Annotated in this window: 16 protein-coding genes and 2 pseudogenes; 6 read left to right on the forward strand and 12 right to left on the reverse strand. The window is 66.4% G+C overall.

Going from position 1 to position 17933, the window contains the following annotated elements; all coding sequences use genetic code 11:
• The first annotated feature begins 9 nt into the window (after positions 1–9).
• Positions 10–783 carry an enoyl-CoA hydratase/isomerase family protein gene (locus tag ACZ5IQ_RS21385; protein ID WP_406802832.1) on the forward strand — a complete coding sequence of 258 codons (774 nt, stop codon included), beginning with the start codon at positions 10–12 and terminating at the stop codon, positions 781–783.
• Here the strand turns inward: ACZ5IQ_RS21385 and ACZ5IQ_RS21390 are convergent, their stop codons facing one another.
• From ACZ5IQ_RS21390 to ACZ5IQ_RS21400, 3 genes are read right to left on the reverse strand one after another with little or no spacing between them, the layout of a single operon-like run.
• Positions 784–1209, reverse strand: coding sequence for a hypothetical protein (locus tag ACZ5IQ_RS21390; RefSeq protein WP_406802831.1), 426 nt, complete (start codon positions 1207–1209; stop codon positions 784–786).
• A complete protein-coding gene (locus ACZ5IQ_RS21395; RefSeq protein WP_464480226.1) occupies positions 1206–4115 on the reverse strand; it encodes an MMPL/RND family transporter in 2910 nt (969 codons plus the stop codon). The genes ACZ5IQ_RS21390 and ACZ5IQ_RS21395 overlap by 4 nt, the downstream gene beginning before the upstream one ends.
• A complete protein-coding gene (locus tag ACZ5IQ_RS21400) occupies positions 4112–4558 on the reverse strand; it encodes an MmpS family transport accessory protein (RefSeq protein WP_318986395.1) in 447 nt (148 codons plus the stop codon). Before ACZ5IQ_RS21400 ends, ACZ5IQ_RS21395 begins: the two co-directional genes overlap by 4 nt.
• 144 nt (positions 4559–4702) lie before the next feature.
• On the opposite strand from ACZ5IQ_RS21400, the gene ACZ5IQ_RS21405 reads away from it, so the two are divergent.
• Entirely contained in the window at positions 4703–5320 is a 618-nt protein-coding gene (locus tag ACZ5IQ_RS21405) for a TetR/AcrR family transcriptional regulator (protein ID WP_346417022.1), read from the forward strand.
• Here the strand turns inward: ACZ5IQ_RS21405 and ACZ5IQ_RS21410 are convergent.
• The 3 genes and pseudogenes from ACZ5IQ_RS21410 to ACZ5IQ_RS21420 all read right to left on the reverse strand — a co-directional run bounded on the left by ACZ5IQ_RS21410 (position 5278) and on the right by ACZ5IQ_RS21420 (position 9097).
• A pseudogene (locus ACZ5IQ_RS21410) lies at positions 5278–7495 on the reverse strand (heavy metal translocating P-type ATPase). The gene ACZ5IQ_RS21405 and the pseudogene ACZ5IQ_RS21410 sit on opposite strands and share 43 nt — an antisense overlap.
• Complete coding sequence (locus tag ACZ5IQ_RS21415) at positions 7485–7769, reverse strand: DUF1490 family protein (RefSeq protein ID WP_029120166.1); 285 nt, start codon at positions 7767–7769, stop codon at positions 7485–7487. The pseudogene ACZ5IQ_RS21410 and the gene ACZ5IQ_RS21415 overlap by 11 nt, the downstream one beginning before the upstream one ends.
• Positions 7770–7951: 182 nt before the next feature.
• On the reverse strand, positions 7952–9097 hold the full coding sequence (locus ACZ5IQ_RS21420) for a GTP-binding protein (RefSeq protein WP_406802829.1): 1146 nt from the start codon (positions 9095–9097) through the stop codon (positions 7952–7954).
• Positions 9098–9224: 127 nt separating this feature from the next.
• On the opposite strand from ACZ5IQ_RS21420, the gene ACZ5IQ_RS21425 reads away from it, so the two are divergent.
• Entirely contained in the window at positions 9225–9773 is a 549-nt protein-coding gene (locus ACZ5IQ_RS21425; RefSeq protein ID WP_212806650.1) for a YceI family protein, read from the forward strand.
• A 69-nt stretch (positions 9774–9842) separates the two neighbouring features.
• Here ACZ5IQ_RS21425 and ACZ5IQ_RS21430 read toward each other — a convergent pair whose 3' ends face one another.
• The 3 genes from ACZ5IQ_RS21430 to ACZ5IQ_RS21440 all read right to left on the reverse strand — a co-directional run bounded on the left by ACZ5IQ_RS21430 (position 9843) and on the right by ACZ5IQ_RS21440 (position 11786).
• Positions 9843–10481 carry an HD domain-containing protein gene (locus ACZ5IQ_RS21430; protein WP_212806651.1) on the reverse strand — a complete coding sequence of 213 codons (639 nt, stop codon included), beginning with the start codon at positions 10479–10481 and terminating at the stop codon, positions 9843–9845.
• 108 nt (positions 10482–10589) lie between these two features.
• Complete coding sequence (locus tag ACZ5IQ_RS21435; protein ID WP_020102826.1) at positions 10590–10856, reverse strand: UBP-type zinc finger domain-containing protein; 267 nt, start codon at positions 10854–10856, stop codon at positions 10590–10592.
• Positions 10857–10886: 30 nt separating this feature from the next.
• On the reverse strand, positions 10887–11786 hold the full coding sequence (locus tag ACZ5IQ_RS21440) for a LysR family transcriptional regulator (RefSeq protein WP_212806652.1): 900 nt from the start codon (positions 11784–11786) through the stop codon (positions 10887–10889).
• A gap of 103 nt (positions 11787–11889) precedes the next feature.
• Here ACZ5IQ_RS21440 and ACZ5IQ_RS21445 point away from each other — a divergent pair, with 103 nt between their 5' ends.
• The 3 genes and pseudogenes from ACZ5IQ_RS21445 to ACZ5IQ_RS21455 form a co-directional block, all read left to right on the forward strand.
• On the forward strand, positions 11890–12816 hold the full coding sequence (locus ACZ5IQ_RS21445; RefSeq protein WP_212806653.1) for an NADP-dependent oxidoreductase: 927 nt from the start codon (positions 11890–11892) through the stop codon (positions 12814–12816).
• A complete protein-coding gene (locus ACZ5IQ_RS21450) occupies positions 12813–13247 on the forward strand; it encodes a cupin domain-containing protein (RefSeq protein ID WP_212806654.1) in 435 nt (144 codons plus the stop codon). The genes ACZ5IQ_RS21445 and ACZ5IQ_RS21450 overlap by 4 nt, the downstream gene beginning before the upstream one ends.
• A 68-nt stretch (positions 13248–13315) precedes the next feature.
• Positions 13316–14494: pseudogene (locus ACZ5IQ_RS21455) on the forward strand (geranylgeranyl reductase family protein); the annotation flags it as partial.
• Between the two features lie 6 nt (positions 14495–14500).
• Here the strand turns inward: ACZ5IQ_RS21455 and ACZ5IQ_RS21460 are convergent.
• The 3 genes from ACZ5IQ_RS21460 to ACZ5IQ_RS21470 are packed head-to-tail and all read right to left on the reverse strand — an operon-like array spanning position 14501 to position 17902.
• Positions 14501–15271, reverse strand: coding sequence for an SDR family NAD(P)-dependent oxidoreductase (locus ACZ5IQ_RS21460; protein ID WP_212814688.1), 771 nt, complete (start codon positions 15269–15271; stop codon positions 14501–14503).
• 22 nt (positions 15272–15293) lie between these two features.
• On the reverse strand, positions 15294–16154 hold the full coding sequence (locus ACZ5IQ_RS21465) for a pseudouridine synthase (RefSeq protein WP_371824580.1): 861 nt from the start codon (positions 16152–16154) through the stop codon (positions 15294–15296).
• A 2-nt stretch (positions 16155–16156) separates the two neighbouring features.
• Positions 16157–17902: a glycerol-3-phosphate dehydrogenase/oxidase gene (locus ACZ5IQ_RS21470; RefSeq protein ID WP_318986387.1), complete on the reverse strand. Its 1746-nt coding sequence runs from the start codon at positions 17900–17902 to the stop codon at positions 16157–16159.
• Positions 17903–17933: the final 31 nt, after the last annotated feature.

Below are 17933 nucleotides of genomic sequence, written 5' to 3' on the forward strand. Positions count from 1 at the left end.
GTCAGGCGCATGACAACGCTGTCGCTCGCCTATCCTCGCCCCGATATCGCCGTCCTCACGCTGGACCGGCCGGACAAACTCAATGCGCTGAACCTCGAACTCGTCGAGGCCCTGCACAGCACCCTCGAGGAGATCCACCGGAACAACGAGTGCCGTGTCGTCGTACTCACCGGCGCCGGCCGCGGATTCTGTTCCGGCCTGGACCTTTCCGACCCCAACCCGCCGGAAGCCGGTGGCGGACTGGAATTTCCACGCTCGGGCATGCGCTGGCAGGAACGTATCGCCGAGCTGACCACGCGGATCCAGAGTCTGCGCCAGCCGGTGATCGCCGCGGTCAACGGGCCGGCATACGGCGGCGGTTTCGCCATCGCGCTGGCCGCCGACATCCGGATCGCGGGACCCGGCGCACGGTTCTGCACCCAGTTCATCAAGCTGGGCATCGGCGGCTGCGACATCGGGGTGAGCTACACCCTCCCCCGGATCGTCGGCGCCGGTCAGGCGTTCGATCTGATCCTCACGGCCCGGACGGTCGAGGCCGACGAGGCGCTGCGCCTTGGGCTGGTCTCACGACTGTCCGCGGACGACGTCGTCGCCGATGCCCTGGCCATCGCCGAAACCCTGTGCGGCTACGGAAAATTCGGTGTCGAGTCGACCAAGCAGGTGCTGTGGGCCAACCTCGAGGCCCCCAGCTTGCAGGCCGCACTGCATGTCGAGAACCGCAGCCAGATTCTCGCGGCCTCGGCCCACATCGATCTGGCGGCAAAAGCGTTCGGTAACCGGTAACTAGGGCACGCGCTTCTTCAGTCGTGCCACCCGGTGCAATTGACCGAAGATGTTGAGCGAGGTCAGCATCGGGATGCCGCCGACGAAGGTGCGGAACGAGGGGTGGCCGCCGTGGACCTGGAGTTCGTACATGCAGCCGACCACGTAGAAGAAGCCCATGGTGAACAGCAGCGCGGGTATCGCGTAGGCGAGCGGCGAGCCGGCGTCGGACACCAGTTCCTTCGCGTAGTCGATCTCGTCCTGCGACATCGGTTGGCCTTGGCGCACTTTGGCCAATACGGCTTTGTGGGCGCCCACCTGTTCACCCAGGGCGGCGGGTGGCCGCCGCTCCAAGCCGCGGATGTACACGAAGACACACACCAGCAGGATCAGTGCCATCAACCCGGCAAGGATGGTCAGACCGCCCCACAGCTCGATGCCCGTCATGCGTCTCCTCCGTGCCGCCGCGCACCTGCACCCGATCCCGCGACCGCGGGATCGCCGTCCTCCCATAGCAGCAGTTGACGCACGGACTGGCGAAATCCGTAGGGCTGCAACATCTGGCTGGCCGGGCGTGGTCGTACCTTGAGCGGCCACCAGAACCACCGTCCGAGCAGCGCCGCGATGGCCGGTGTCATGAACGACCGCACGATCAAGGTGTCGAACAGCAGACCGAGGGCAATGGTCGTCCCGATCTGACCGAGGACCCGCAGGTCGGCGAACACGAAGGACGCCATGGTCGCGGCGAACACCAACCCGGCCGAGGTCACCACCGCGCCCGAGCCGGCCATCGCGCGGATGATGCCGGTGTTGATGCCGGCGTGAATCTCCTCCTTGAACCGCGAGACCAGCAGCAGGTTGTAGTCCGATCCCACAGCCAACAGCAGAATGACGGCCAGCGCCAACACGATCCAGTACAGCTCGATACCGAAGATGTCCTGCCAGATCAGCACAGAGAGCCCGAACGAGGCGCCCAACGACAGCGCCACGGTACCGACGATGATGACGGCCGCGACGATGCTTCGGGTGATGAACATCATCACCAGCAGGATCAGACTCAGGGCCGCGATGCCGGCGATCATGAGGTCATATTTGGCGCCGTCCTGAATGTCCTTGTAGGTGGCCGCGGTTCCGGCGAGATAGATCTTCGACCCGCCCAACGGTGTGCCCTTGACCGCTTGTTGCGCGGCGTGCCGGATGGCGGCGATGTGCGAAATACCCTCCGGCGTCGCGGGATCACCGTCGTGCGTGATGATCATCCGGGCGGCCTTGCCGTCCGGGGACATGAACAGCTTCATACCGCGCTGGAACTCGGGATTGGTGAACGCCTCGGGCGGTAGATAGAAGGAGTCGTCGGTCTTCGACGCGTCGTACGCCTGGCCCAGCGCGGTGGCGTTCTGCAGCGATGCGGCAGCCTGGTCGTTGAGACCCTTGTTCGTGGCGTAATTCGTCATCGTCAGCTCGCGGTTGGTCTCCTGACTGGCGATCTGCGGCGGGATCAGCGCGAGCAACTTCGGTTGCAGCGCATCGAGTTTGGCGATGCTCCCCGCGACGTCGTTCAGCTGATCGGTCAGCTCGTCGATGCCGTCGAGCGCGTCGAAGATGGACCGCAGGGCAGCGCACACCGGGATGTCGTAGCAGTGCGGCTCCCAGTAGAAGTAGTTGCGCAACGGACGGAAGAAATCGTCGAAGTTCGCGATCTTGTCTCGTAGATCCTGGGCGGTCGCGACCGTCTGCTGGAATGCCGTGGCCTGCTCGTGGGTGATACCGCTCGACTGCTGTTGCAGCGCATACTGTTGCCGCAGAATGTCGATCGACTTGTTGATCACCTCGACCTGCTTCAGCAGGTCACCGCTACGCGCCTGCTGGAACGGCAGGTTGTTGATCTGGCCGGCGTTTCCGGCGCTGATCAGGAACGGTATCGACGAATGGTCCAGCGGCGTCCCCAGCGGCCGGGTGATCGACTGCACCTGCGCGATGCCGTCGGTGTGGAAGACCGCCTTCGCGACGCGCTCGAGCAGGATCATGTCGGTGGAGTTCCGCAGATCGTGGTCGGCTTCGATCATCAGCAATTCGGGATTGAGCCGGGCCTGGGAGAAGTGCCGTTCGGCAGCGGCGTAGCCGATGTTGGCGGGCGCGTCGGCCGGCATGTACGGACGGGTGTCGTAACTCGTCTTGTAGCCGGGCAGGGCGATCAGGCCGATGAGGGCCACCGCGATGGTCACCACCAGGATGGGGCCGGGCCAGCGCACGATGGCGGTACCGATGCGCCGCCAGCCCTGGGTCTGCAACTGGCGCACGGGTTCGAAGAGGCCGAAGTGCCGGCCGATGCACAGGAGCGCGGGCGCGAGCGTCAGCGCGGCGACCACGGCGACGAGAACGCCTGTGCCGGCCGGGATTCCGAGGCTCTCGAAGTACGGCAGCCGGGTGAACGTCAGGCAGAACACCGCACCCGCGATGGTCAGGCCCGATCCCAGGATGATGTGTGACGTGCCGTGATACATGGTGTGGTACGCCTCGACGCGGTCCTGCCCGGCGTATCTGGCTTCGTGGAACCGGCCCAGCAGGAAGATCGCGTAGTCGGTGCCCGCGGCAATGACCAACAGTGTCAACAGGTTTGTCGAGTACGTCGACAGCTCGATGATGCCGGCGTTGGCCAGCGACGCGACGACGCCGCGAGAGGCCGTCAGCTCCATCATCACCGTGAAGATCACCATGATCACCGTCGTGATCCGGCGGTACAGCGAGAACAGCATCACCATGATCACGCCGATGGTGATCAGGGTGGTCTTCAGCGTCCCGTGGCGGCCCACCTCGAACTGGTCGGTGATCAGCGGCGCGGCACCGGTGAGATAGACCTTCAAACCTGCTGGCGGCGGGGTGTTCTCGATGATCTTGCGAACGGAGTCGACGGACTCGTTGGCCAGCGATTCACCCTGATTGCCGGCGAGATACACCTGCACCAGCGCGGCCTTGCCGTCGGCGCTCTGCGATCCGGCCGCCGTCAGCGGGTCACCCCAGAAGTTCTGCACATGCTGGACGTGCTTGGTGTCGGCGGTGAGCTTGTCGATCAGACCGTCGTAGTAGTGGTGTGCGTCCGCCCCCAGCGGCTTGTCACCCTCCAGGACGATCATGGCCGAACTGTCGGAGTCGAACTCCTGGAAGACCTTGCCGATCCGCTTCGCCGCCTGCAGCGACGGGGCGTCCGTCGGACTCAGCGACACGTTGTGCGACTCGGCGACAGTCTCCAGTTGCGGCACAAAGACGTTCGTGACGACGGCCAGGCCCAGCCAGAAGAACGCGATCAGCACCGAGTACCGGCGGATGAAGTCGGGAACGCGGTTGGCGCTCATCCGGATTTGTCCAGACAGTAGGTGAAGGCGTGCACGGTGTTCACCGTTCTCTCGTCCTTGACGGCGTCATCGATGGTGATGCGGCAGCCGATCGAGTCGCTGTCGCCTTGGGCCTGAAGGTTGACGAACACCGCGGGCTGCGTGGTGGTCGTGTCGTACGTCCACGGCAGCGTGACGGAGTCGGCACGCTGCGGTTGGGCATTGACGTCCAGGTAGGTGACGGTGGCGACGGTGCCCGGCGGTCCGTAGACCTCCATCACCACATGCTTGGGGTTGAACGGCACGATGTCGTTCACCGCACCACTCGGGGTCGAGGTGACGTCATGCGAGGCGAAGATGCCCTGCAGTCGGTACACCGCGAACCCGGCGACCACGACCACCACCACGGCCACCACATACATCCAGTGCCGGCCGAGTCGGCGCCTGATCGAAAGCTGCTGCATCCGTGCCCCTTTCAATCCGTACGCGAGGCACGGACTGCGCGGAACGCCTTCTAGCGTGGCTAATCAAGAAGGTTGACGGTATGACAGTAGACCCGCCGGGGCTATAATTCAACACGTAAAGAATTCTGTGAATCAGGAAGTCGAATGAGCCAGCGACCCACCCGCGGTGGACGCCGCCCGGGCCCCAGCGGCACCCGCGAGGCAATCGAGGAAACCGCGCGAAAGCTGTTCGCGGAATTGGGATACGAACGGACCTCCCTGCGGCAGATCGCGCTGCAGGCCGGCGTCGACCCGGCGCTGGTCAGCCACTTCTACGGCAAGAAGCGCGACCTGTTCCTCGCCGTGGTCGAACTGCCGGTCGAGCCCGCCACGGTCATCGGCCGGGTGCTCGACGGCGACAAGGACTCAGCGGGGCTCCGGCTGGCGACGTTCATCCTCGAGGTTCTCGACGATGAAGTGCGGCGACAACCCATGATCGGCATGGTGCGCGCGGCCACGGCCGAACCCGAAGCCGCGAAGCTGGTCCGGGACTTCCTGGCGCGCAAGATCATTGCGCCCATCGCCGAAGGACTTGGCTCCGCCGATGCCGACTACCGCGCCGCGCTCGTCATGTCGCAGGTCAACGGTTTCGCGATGGCGCGCTACGTCATCGGCCTGGAACCACTGGCCAACCGCTCGAACGAACAGCTCGCCGCCGACCTCGGCGTGACGCTGCAGCGCTACCTGCTCGGTGACCTCGCGCCGGACTGTGCCAGCTCGTGACGGATGAGGCGCGAGCTGTTGGTGACAACGGCGACCGACGACGCGTTGTGCAGGATCGCGGCGAGGACGGGCGACAATCCGCCGACCGCTCCGAGTAGCAGCCCGACCGCGTTCACCGCGATCGACATGGCGTAGTTCTGCCGAATCACGCCGACTGCGTGGTCACTGAGACCGCGCACGTCGAGCAGCCGCCGCAGGTCGTCTGTCGACAATGCCACGTCGGCAGTCTCGACGGCGACGTCGGTGCCGGCCAATCCCATGGCGATACCGATGTCTGCCGCGGCCAGCGCGGGTGCGTCGTTGACCCCGTCGCCCACCACCGCAACGGTGTAGCCCTCGTCATGCAGCGTGCGCACCAGGGCGAGTTTGTCCTCGGGTAGCGCGTTTGCCTTCCATTCGGTGATGCCGAGCTCGGCAGCGACGGCCTGCGCGGTGTCCGCGTGGTCCCCGGTGAGCATGACGATCCGCTGCACACCCGAGGCCCGCAGGCGCGCAAGCACTTCTGCCGCTTCGGGGCGCACCTCGTCGCGAAGGCTGATCAAACCCACCAGTTCACCGTCGACGGCAAGCAGCAGTGGCGTCTCGGCCTGACGGCGCAATCGCTGCACCCACGCATCGGCCTCGCCGCACACCGCGACGTCCTCGCGCTCCAGCAGAGACGGGCTGCCGAGCAGCAGCGTGCGACCGTCGGCGCGGGTCCGCATCCCCAGACCCACGAGTACCTCGCACTCCTCGTGCGGCGGAATCACGATGTGTTTGTCTTCGGTCGAGCGGATGACCGCTTCGGCCAACGGATGCCGTGAGTGAATCTCTGAGCTCGCGGCGTAGGCGAGAATTTCCTCGGGAGTCCAACTCTCCTGGAAAGAAACGATGTTCGTGACGATGTGCCGACCGAGAGTGAGGGTGCCGGTCTTGTCGAAGACCACGGCATCGGCCCGGCCGGCCGCCTCCAGATGTGAACCGCCTTTGATGAGGATGCCACGCCGTGCTCCGTTGCCGATGGCCGCGCTGATCGCGGTCGGGGTGGCGAGCCCCACCGCGCACGGGCACGCCACCAGCAGCATGGTCATTGCCCGGCGTACGTCGCCGGTGGCCACGAACGTTGCCGTTGCCAAGACGAACGACGCGGGCACGAACCGACGGGAGAAGTTCTCTCCCACCGTCTGGATCGGCGCCCGATCACGTTGCGCTTCTTCGACTCTCGCCACGATGCGGCCCAGTACCGTGTGACTGCCCACCGCGCGGGCCCGCACGACGACCCGGCCGCGGACGACCACGAGATCCTGCGTGGACCGTCGCACCCGGTGCCATGGTCACCGGCAGCGTCTCACCGGTGATGGCGGACTGGTCGACGATCGCCTCCCCTGCGACGACCTCGCCGTCGACCGGGATCGCGACCTGCTCATGAACGACGACCAGATCGCCGATCCGCAGGGTTTCGGCGTTGACCTGCACCTCGGTGCCGTCGTGAAGCTGCACCCAGGCGGTGTCCTGAACGCCCCGCAGCAGGTCGGCGATGGCGCGGCGCGTACGACGCAGGGTCAGATCCTGAAGGTACTCACCGATGTTCAGCAGCCACAGCACCGTGAGTGCCACCACGTTCTCGCGCAGGATCAGACTCGCGATGGTCGCCGCGGACACCAGCAGATCGGTGCCGGGCGACTTGCCCCCGCGCAGTGCGCGCAGCGCACCGCGCAGGAACGGGTATCCGGTGACGATGGTCGCTCCGGTGGCGAACGTGCGGCTGGCCGGCCCGAGCAACCGCGGGCGGGCCAGGCCGTAACGACGGACTCCCAAGAGCGCGAGAGCCAGAGCACCGAGCGCCATGCGCAGTACATCCGCGTTGTGAATGTCAGCCGAACGCGGCGAGCGAGCCGGGACCAGCTGCCGCGGTGTGGCCTGCGCGGCACGGATTGCAGCCAGCAGCTCCGAAGTGTCGCAGCGCTGCGGCGAGTACCAGACCACCACTGACGCGGTACGCGGGTAGGCGTGGACAGTTCTGACGCCACCGACCTTGTCGACGGCATCTTCGATCGCCACAGCCCCGACGGCATCGCCCCGCAGCCACGGAACCTGAACCCGAATCCGGCCCGCTGCAACGGATATCACCGTCAGGTCGGCGTCGGCGGCGATGCGGGACGCATCTGCCACGTCGGTCAGCACATCAGTGGTCATGGGAATGTTCGGCGTCGGCCACCGACGGCGGCGGCACCTCCTCGCCGATTCGCTCTCGCGCTTCGGCCATCACATCGGCGACCTTCAGCCGGGCGTTCTCTGCCGCCTCCTCGGCTTTGCGGGTACCGCGCAGCGCCCACGATGCGGTGGTGACACTCGCTTCGTGGATGGGCGCCGCACGCAACGCTTTGCGCAGCACGTCGTACGCCGCCACGCCGATGACGCCAGTGGCCACCGTCCTGGTGGCTTTGATCAGTGCTGGGTGAATCGACATCAGGCGGTCCCTCTCGTCATGTGATGTGTTGTGCGGTTGTCATTTTCACGCGTTCCCCGGCGATGAGGCACGAGTGGCGGCCGTGATCATGGCGGACCGGGCCGGCACCGCGGACGCGTGTCATACAGCCCAAGGTAGTGCGTGATGCCCCTGCGCGGCGGGCTTGCTTCAAATGACACGCCTCAGACGTGACTGTGCGCCGCAGTCCACGCCGGTAGCGGATCCGCGTAACGCAGCCAGGCACCCGTGCCGGCCGCCACTTCGTCGTCGGTGAGGAGCGCCGCGTCGAGAAGCGCTCGCACCTTGCCCGCTTCGAGGCGGATACCGATGAAGACGATCTCCTGACCGGGCTCGATTTCGGTGCTCGTCCAGTACTGGGCGGGTTCGATGGTGAGGTTGGGGCCGGCCTGCGACCAGATGGCAGCGATGTTCGGCCGGGTGGCGATCCAGCAGAAACCCTTGCTGCGCAACAGACCTCGCACCTGGTCGAGGGCATCGGCGAGTCGCTGCGGATGGAACGGGCGATCGGCACGGAACGTCATGCTGCTGATCCCGTACTCCTCGGTTTCCGGGGTGTGCCCGTTGGCGATCTCTTCATCCCACCCAGGAGCCTCCGCGGCAAGTTCCGGATCGAACAAGCCGGTGTCCAAAACGGTTGCCAGCGGCACGATCCCGTGCTCGGTGCGCTCGATCCGCGCATTGGGGTTGAGACGCCGCACGACGGCCTCGACGGTCGCGGTCGTCTTGGCGCTCACGAGGTCGGTCTTGTTGATGAGAATGACGTCGGCGAACTCGACCTGGTCGACCAGCAGATCGGCGATGTTGCGGCCGTCGCCGTCGGCCACCGCGAGGTTCCGGTCGGTGAGCGCTTCCCCGCGCGCCAGTTCCGGCAGGAAGGTGCACGCATCGATGACGGTAACCATCGTGTCGAGGCGGGCGAGCTCGGACAGGATGAAGCCGTCCTCGAACTCCCAGCTGAAGGTCGCCGCCACCGGCATCGGCTCGGAGATGCCCGTCGACTCGATCACGATCTGGTCGAATCGGTTCTGCCGGGCCAGATCCGCGACCGCGGTGATGAGGTCCTCACGCAGGGTGCAGCAGATGCATCCGTTGGTGAGCTCGACGAGCTTCTCTTCGGTCCGGTCGAGATGCCCCTGACCGGCGATCAGGGCCGCGTCGATGTTCACCTCGCTCATGTCGTTCACGATCACCGCAACCCGGCGACCCTCCCGGTTGGCGAGGATGTGGTTGAGCAGCGTCGTTTTGCCCGCTCCCAGGAAGCCCGAAAGTACGGTCACAGGGATCAGGTCAGCTGAAGTCGAGGGCATGGCTTAACGATAATCATTTTCATTAAGGAATGCGAGTCGGCGGCCGGAAATAATCCGGACCGTAGTCCGGTTGGTGATCGGCAGAGGCCGGACAGTCCGGCCCTCGAACCAAGCAAAGGACAGGCACATGACCTCCACCGCAACCGCTCCCCTCAGCGTCGGCACCTGGGCGATCGACACCGCCCACTCCACCGTCGAGTTCTCGGTACGCCACCTGATGGTCAGCAAGGTCCGCGGGAAGTTCGAGAACTTCAGTGGCGCCATCACCGTCGCCGCCGACGGCACCCCGTCGGTCACCGCTGAGATCGACGTGACGTCGCTGAACACGGGCAACGAGCAGCGCGACGGCCATGTGAAGTCGGCCGACTTCTTCGACGCCGAGAACCACCCCGTCGCGACCTTCGTCTCGACCGCGGTGCGCCCCAACGGCGATGCGTACCTCCTCGACGGCAACCTGACCATCAAGGGCAACACCCGCCCGGTCACCCTGAACCTGGAGTTCAACGGCGTGAGCCCCGGCATGGGCAACGGCGAGGTCTCGGGCTACGAGGCGTCAGTTGTCATCAACCGCAAGGACTTCGGCGTCGACCTCGACCTGCCGATGGAGACCGGTGGCGCCGTCGTCGGCGACAAGGTCACCATCACCCTCGACATCGAAGCCGTCAAGCAGGCCTGATCCGAAGGCAATGCCGGGCCGGGTTCCCCCGCGTCCTGTCGCCCGGCCCGGCATTGCCCATCGCCTTCGCTACTCCGGCCAGGCGTTGTTCTGAATGAGGTCAACCACGTTCGTCCGTTCGAACGACGGATCGAAGTGTGCGAGCACATCGTCGTTCATCGTTCCGAACGTGGTAGCCGGCCGATGGGCCATGCCGTCGTTGAACGCCCGCAGGATGCGGTTCTTGAAGTCGGGACGCGGATGGGCGGCAACCACTTCGGCGCGCTGCTCTGCACTGATCTCGTCGAGGCCCAGCCCGATGACGTCGGTTTCGACACCCAGAATCACCACCGCAACCTCGGGCGCCAGGTGATGCGGGACCTCTGGTGTGGTGTGCAGCGCGATCGCGAGCCACACATTCGTCGCTTCCTGCTCACTCCGGCCGAAGTCCAGCAACAGTTTTCGAGCCAGGTCGGCCCCGTCGATCTCGAACCGTTGATGCTTGGTGCCGTACTCCGTCGTCAGGCCCAGATCGTGGAACATACCGCCCACGTAGGCGAGTTCCGGATCGACGTCGAGGCCCCGCGCAGCGGCCTTCAACGATCCCCACAGGAACACCCGGCGGGAGTGGTTGAACAAGGTGTCGTCGGTCGCCTTCCGGACGATCGAGGTGGCCTCCCGGACCAGCTCGGTATCCGGAATCGTCACTCCTGCAATGACTTCGGTCATGATCGTCAACTCTCCGTCGGACTTGATTGGACACAGTCCATTTTGTCCGCGGATCGGCCCTACCTGACAGAGCGCGCAATGCCACGCATCCCACAAATCAGGACATGGTCAGACGTACTTCTCGTGCACGTAGCACCACCGCCAGTTCTCGCCGGGCTCGAAGGACTGCACGATCTCATGCCCCGGGGTCTTCGCATGGGCGCTGGCATGTTTCATCGGCGAGGAATCACAACAGCCGACGTGCCCGCACGTCAGGCACAGCCTGAGGTGCACCCAGCGGGTGCCGGCCGCGATGCAGTCCTGGCAGCCCTTCGTGGTCTGCGGGGTGACCAGGCGGACGTTCTTCAGATGCGAGTCGCCGAAGATGGATGCCACGCCATCCACGGTAGCCCCGGTACGCCCGGATTACCGGGACGCGCGCGGCCCGACTTCGGCCAGCAGCATCTCGGCCAACTTCGCGCTGGCCGGGCCGATCTGTGATTGTTCCGCCGAAGCCAGGTAGATCTGCCACACGATCGCGGGCCGAATCTCTATGGCGCGCAAGTCCGGAAAGTTCGCGGCTTCACTGCCCGGCATGATGATGGTGCCCAACCCATGCTGAACCAGCCTGGCTGCGATCGAATATTCGAGCGCGACTTCGTGCGGGGTACGCGCCGAGACGCCGGCCGCCGAAAACGCCGATTCCACCAGCCTTCTGAGCCCGAACTCGGGAGGGAAGCCGATCAGGTCTTCGTCGCACAACTCCGTGAGGTCCACGTGACGACGCTGCGCCAGGCGGTGGTCGGCACGGCAGACGAAGACCATCGGCTCTTCACACATCAATTGCATCTGGACCCGTGGCGGGAACCGGTCGGGCGCCGACACCAGCGCCAGGTCGAGTGAACCCTCCGCGATCGCCGAAAGGTAAGCAGCCGAACCGGTTTGACTCTGCCGCAGCCTGATCTGGACGAAGGGGTAGGTGCGGTGGAACTCCCCGAGCACCTTCGGCACATCCAAGGTGCCGAACGAGATCAGCGAACCCAGATCGACCGTTCCGGACAGCTCGCCACGGAAGTCGCCGACCGAATCCTTTGCCAGCCGCGCGGTCTGGATGACGCGCCGGGCGTGTTCGCGAAACAACTCACCCGCCGGCGTGATCTTGATCTGCTGCTTGGTCCGATCGAACAGCTCGACGCCGAGCTCCCTCTCCAACTTCGCGATCGACATCGACAGTGCGGATTGCACGACATGCACCTGCTGCGCCGCACGCGAGAAGTTCATCGCGCCGGCCACCGCGAGGAAGTGTTCGAGCTGACGCAGTTCCATAGCGACAACCTATCAATGATGCTGATCGGAAAGATCAACTCTGGTCATTGGACTTGATTGGTCTCGATTGTTCTCATGGAGGTGGACCGAAGGAGGAAACGTCATGCAAGCCATGGTCGTGAACGATCGTGATGCCGGCATCAAGGGCATGACCCTGATGGAACTGCCCTACCCGCACGCCGCCGAGAACGACGTCGTCGTCCGGGTGCATGCGGCCGGGTTCACGCCCGGCGAGCTGGACTGGCCCGCCACCTGGACCGACCGGGCGGGACGCGACCGGACTCCGAGCGTGCCCGGCCATGAACTTTCCGGGGTTGTCGTCGAGTTGGGTTACGGCACAACCGGATTGACCGTGGGACAGCGGGTATTCGGGCTGGCCGACTGGACGCGTGACGGGTCGCTCGCCGAATACACCGCCGTCGAGGCCCGCAACCTCGCGCCGCTACCCGCCGACATCGACCACGTCGTCGCCGCCGCACTGCCCATATCGGGACTGACGGCCTGGCAGGGCCTGTTCACGCACGGTCGTCTCGCCACCGGCCAGACGGTCCTGATTCACGGCGCGGCAGGCGGCGTCGGCTCGCTCGCGGTACAGCTGGCTCACGAAGTGGGCGCCTTCGTCATCGGGACCGGCCGCACCGCCGACCGCGACCGGACACTGGCGCTCGGCGCCGACGCCTTCGTCGATCTCGACACCGAGAAGCTGGAAGATGCCGGTGAAGTCGACGTCCTGCTGGACGTCATCGGCGGCGACATCCTCGCCCGCTCGGCCGCGCTCGTGCGGGACGGCGGCACGCTCGTCACCATCGCGGAGCCGCCCGAGGTGCTTCCCCGCAACGGTCGCGGGCTGTTCTTCGTCGTCGAACCCGACCGCTCGCAGCTGATCGAACTCGCCAACCGGGTGCGCGACGGACGCCTCACGCCGATCGTCGGTGCCGTCCGGCCCCTTGCCGAAGCGGTGGCGGCGTTCGCACCGGACAAGCGCATCCCGGGCAAGACCATCATTCAGATCACCGAGCAGCCTCGATGACCGGGATGCGCTGTGCAACAGTTCTGTTCGCCGCAGCCGTGTTCGCCGGAACCACGGGGTGCGCGTCGTCACTCGCTGACACCGCGTCGCCGACCCCCGAAACACTGACCCCACTCATCGAGCAGGCGCTGCCCAACGTGCCGGGCAAGACATTCACCTCGGCGGTCGTCGAATTCCCGCCCGGTGCCCGGGCCGCGCCGCACCGGCACGGCGACGCATTCATCTACGCCTACGTCCTCGACGGCGCGGTGCGCAGCCAGGTCGACGACTCCCCCGTCACCGAGTATCGCCGGGGCCAGAACTGGGTGGAGCAGCCCGGTGCGCACCACGTGCTCACCGAGAACACCAGTCAGACGGAACCCGCCAAGCTCCTCGTCGTCTTCGTCTCGAACACCGGGGACAGCCTGAAAGTCGACGACCCGCATCGGTAAGTTGGTCACCTGGCGGCTCCGCACGAAAGCTGATGAACTGGAGCCACTTCGGGACGGGCGGGGGCACGATGGCACAGCGGTACGACGTCGTCGTCGCCGGTGGTGGTCCGTCGGGCTCTGCCGCCGCCTGGCAGGCGGCGCGGGTGGGCGCCAAAGTGCTGGTCGTGGACAAGGCCGAGTTTCCCCGCGACAAACCCTGCGGCGACGGACTGACGGCGCGCGCCGTCAGTTACCTGCAGAAGATGGGCCTGGCCGACGAAGTCGCCACCTTCCATCGGGTCAACCGCGTCACGGTGTTCAGCCCGAGTCGGTGGGAGATGTCCTTCCCACGCCGCCCCGGCATGCCCGATCATGGCCACACCGTCAGCCGTACGCAGTTGGACACGGTGTTGCTCAGGCACGCCGAGAAGGCCGGCGCAGAGGTACGCGAAGGCGCCGAAGTGGCGGGACCTGAACTCGATGCCGACGGCCGGGTGGTCGGCGTGGTCCTCAAGAGCGGGGAGAAGATCTCCGCAGACGCCGTCGTCGCCGCCGACGGCGCGTACTCGCCCGTAAAGCGCGCCCTGCACATCGATTCGGAGTACAACGGCTACTCGGCCATCGCGATCCGCGCGGAGATGCACGCCAACCGGCCGGACACCGATTCGCTCGACATCTACCTCAAACTGCAGTTCCAGGGCGATCAGTTGCCCGGCTACGGCTGGGTGTTCCCCATGGGCGACGGCGTCCTCAACATCGGCGTGGGCTATGTGAACTGCTACCGGAACTGGCAGGCCATCAACGCCACGCAATTGCTCGGTGAATTCCTGGCATCCCTGCCGCGTGACTGGGAGCTGCCGTCGATCGCGGAATTGAAGAAGAGCAAGAGCGTGCGAGCGTGGCGGCTGCCGATGGGTTTCACCGCGTGGCCGCCGTGGCGTCCGGGTGTGGTTTTCACCGGCGACGCACTCGGCGCCGCCAAACCGGTTTCCGGCGCGGGCATTTCGAAGGCGCTCGAGGCCGGCCTGGTCGCCGGCGAATGCGTCATCGCGGCGCTGCAGAACGGTGGCCCCGACGACTTCACCAACTACACCCGGCGCCTGGAAGCGGCCTGGGGCCGCGAGTACCGGATGGGCCGCTTCGGCCACAAGCTCGCCGGCATCCCTGCCATTCCGAACACGGGTATCAAGCTTCTCGACAAGGGATTCGTCCGCGACGGCGCGCTGCGGGTGATGTACGGGAAGTCATACGGCCCCCTGCACACGTACCGACAGCTACCGCGGCGTCCCGCCACCGTCGACGATGACGACCTGTCCGGTGATGTAACTGCCTGCGCCCGAACACAACAGGAGCGCCGTGCCCACCATTTCGTCGGGGCTGGCCAGCCGCTTCAGCAGCGTGTTCGACGCCATCGCGTCGATGGCCTCCTGCGGGTTGTTGCGCACCATGTCGGTGTCGACGGGGCCGGGCGCGATGGCGTTGACCCGGATGCCGTCGGCCGCGTAGGCGGCCGCCATCGAGCGGGTGAACGACAGCAGCGCCGCCTTGCCCGCGGCGTACATCGACACGAACGGCGCGAACTGGAAGGCGCCGACCGACGACATGTTCAGGACCGCGGCAGCCGGGCTCGTCTTCAAGTGCGGCAACGCTTTCTGCACCAGAAACACCGGCCCACGCAGGTTGGAGTCGTACGACTTGGCCCACGCCTCGGGCGTCATCTCCCCCAGCGGCTGGGCGAGCGCGTTGGCCGCGTTGTTCACGAGCACGTCGATGCCGCCGAACTCCGCGACGGTGGCCTCGACCAGCCGGTCGAGATCGTCGAGGTTGCCCATGTTCACGGGCACGCCGATCGCCTTGCCACCCAGACCGCGCAGGTGCTCGGCCGCAGCCTCGCACGCGTCGGGCTTACGGCTGGCGACCACGAGATTGGCACCGGCCAGCGCGAACCCCTCGGCCATCGCGAGGCCGATACCGCGCGTCCCGCCGGTCACGATGACGGTGCGGTCGGTCATGTCGAACAGGCGGTCAAATGTGGTGCGGTCCATGGCTAGCAGTAGAACACAGGGGTTATTCGGGCCGGTTCGCCAACGTCCGCTCACTGACGAACTCCCGCTGCTCTCCGGTCACCGGATCGACAAATGCGAGCCGGTGGGCCAACAACTGCAGCGGCGTGGAGAAGTCGCCGACAGGAACCTCGAGCACCGTGGGGTACAACGGATCACCGTCGATGGGCAGCCCGAGCGAGTTCATGTGCACGCGCAACTGGTGGGTGCGGCCGGTGGCCGGCGTCAGCCGGAACAGCCCGTCCCCCAGCGACTCGACGAAAGTCACCGCGTTCACCTCACCGGGCTCGATGACGGCCTGTAAAGACCCGCGCCGCTTCACAATTCGGTTCCGCAGCTCGACGGGCCCGGCGAGTGTCCCAGCCGACGATCGGGCCAGATACGTCTTGGACACCTCGCCCGAGGCGAACATCGTCTGATACGCCCCGCGGACCTCGCGCCGTGCGGTGAACACCAGGACACCGGCCGTCAGCCGGTCCAGCCGATGTGCCGGTGAGAGTTCCCATAGTCCCAAGGCCCGGCGCAGCCGCACCAGCGCCGTCTGCACCACGTGCCCACCGCGCGGCATGGTCGCCAGGAAGTGCGGCTTGTCGACCACGACGATGTTGTCGTCGCGGTACAGCACCGGCACGTCGAACGGGACGACGACCTCGTCGGGCAGGTCCCGGTACCAGTAGATGAACGCGCCGGCCGGTAGCTCCGTGGTGTCGGAGACGACCGACCCGTCGGCGCAAAGCACCTCGCCGGCAAGCACTTTGGCGGCCGCCTCGTCGCCGAACCGGGACCGCAGCTCAGCCAGCACCGGCCCACCGTGCACCCGTAGCCGGGCGGGCCCGATCCCCTCGTATCCGGGACGGACGGGCAGGCTCAATCGAGCGGCACCGGCTCGAGGATCTCGGACCGGGCCTCGGGAGCCGCCGCGCGCAGCGCGTCGGCCGATTCGTCGTCGGGCTGCGTCTGCGACAGCACCTCGGCCTCGACACGCGCCAGGTAGGTGGCGACCTCGCGGTCGACGTCCTCGGCACTCCAACCCAGCACGGGCGCAACAACTTCCGCGACCTCACGGGCGCAGTCGACGCCGCGGTGCTGGTACTCGATGGAGATCCGCATGCGGCGCGCCAGGATGTCCTCGAGGTGCAGTGCGCCCTCGGCCGCGGCCGCGTACCAGGCCTCGACCTTCAGGTACACCGGCGCCTCGGTGATGGGTTCTAAGAGGTCAGGCCGGTCGGCCGCCATGTCCAGCACCTCACCGATCAACGAGCCGTAACGGTCCAGCAGGTGCCGCACCCGGTAGGGGTGCAGACCATAGTGCTGGCCCACGTGTTCGGTCTGGTTGATCAGCGCGAAGTAGCCGTCGGCACCCAGCAGCGGCACCTTCTCGGTGATCGACGGCGCCACCCGCGTCGGCACGAACTCACTGGCCGCGTCGATGGCGTCCTCGCCCATCACCCGGTAGGTGGTGTACTTGCCGCCGGCGATGGCCACCAGGCCCGGGGCCGGCACCGCGACCGCGTGCTCGCGGGACAGCTTCGAGGTCTCCTCGCTCTCACCGGCCAGCAGCGGGCGCAGACCCGCGTAGACGCCGTCGATGTCGTCGTGGTTGAGCGGTGTCGCCAGCACCTTGTTGACGTGTCCGAGGATGTAGTCGATGTCGGCCTTGGTCGCCGCCGGGTGCGCCAGGTCCAGGTTCCAGTCGGTGTCGGTCGTGCCGATGATCCAGTGCGTCCCCCACGGGATGACGAACAGCACCGACTTCTCGGTACGCAGGATGATCGCCACCTCACTGACGATGCGGTCCCGCGGGACGACGATGTGCACGCCCTTGGAGGCGCGGACCCGGAACCGGCCGCGCTGCTTCGAAAGGGCCTGAATCTCGTCGGTCCACACGCCGGTGGCGTTGACCACCACGTGGCCGCACACCTCGGTCACCGCACCGGTTTCCGAGTCGCGGACCCGCACGCCCGTGACCCGGTCGCCCTCGCGCAGCAGCGCCACCACCTGCGTCGAGGTGCGGACAACGGCGCCGTAGTGCGCCGCGGTGCGGGCGACGGTCATGGTGTGCCGGGCGTCGTCGACGACGGTGTCGTAGTAGCGGATCGCGCCGATCAGCGAACTGCGCTTGAGCCCGGGTGCCAGCCGCAGCGCCCCGGCCTTGAGCAGGTGCTTCTGCGCCGGCACCGACTTGGCTCCGCCGAGCTGGTCGTACAGGAAGATGCCGGCGGCGATGTAGGGACGTTCCCAGATCCGTTTGGTCAGCGGGAACAGGAACGGCAACGGCTTCACCAGATGCGGCGCCAGCGTCGTCAGGGACAGTTCGCGTTCGTGCAGCGCCTCACGAACCAGGCCGAACTCGAGCTGCTCCAGGTAGCGCAGGCCGCCGTGGAACATCTTGCTGCTGCGGCTGGAAGTGCCGGACGCGAAGTCGCGAGCCTCGACCAGGGCGACCTTCAGGCCGCGCGTCGCCGCGTCGAGCGCCGCACCGGCGCCGACGACACCGCCGCCGATCACGATGACGTCGAACTGCTCGGAGCCCAACCGGTTCCATGCGGTGTCGCGCTGCGCGGGACTCAGCAGGGTCTGACCATTGCCCGGACCGGGAATCGGGTCACTCACGGCGGAACTCCTCGTGGTTACTCGTCGGTAG

Source organism: Mycobacterium toneyamaense (assembly GCF_055384815.1).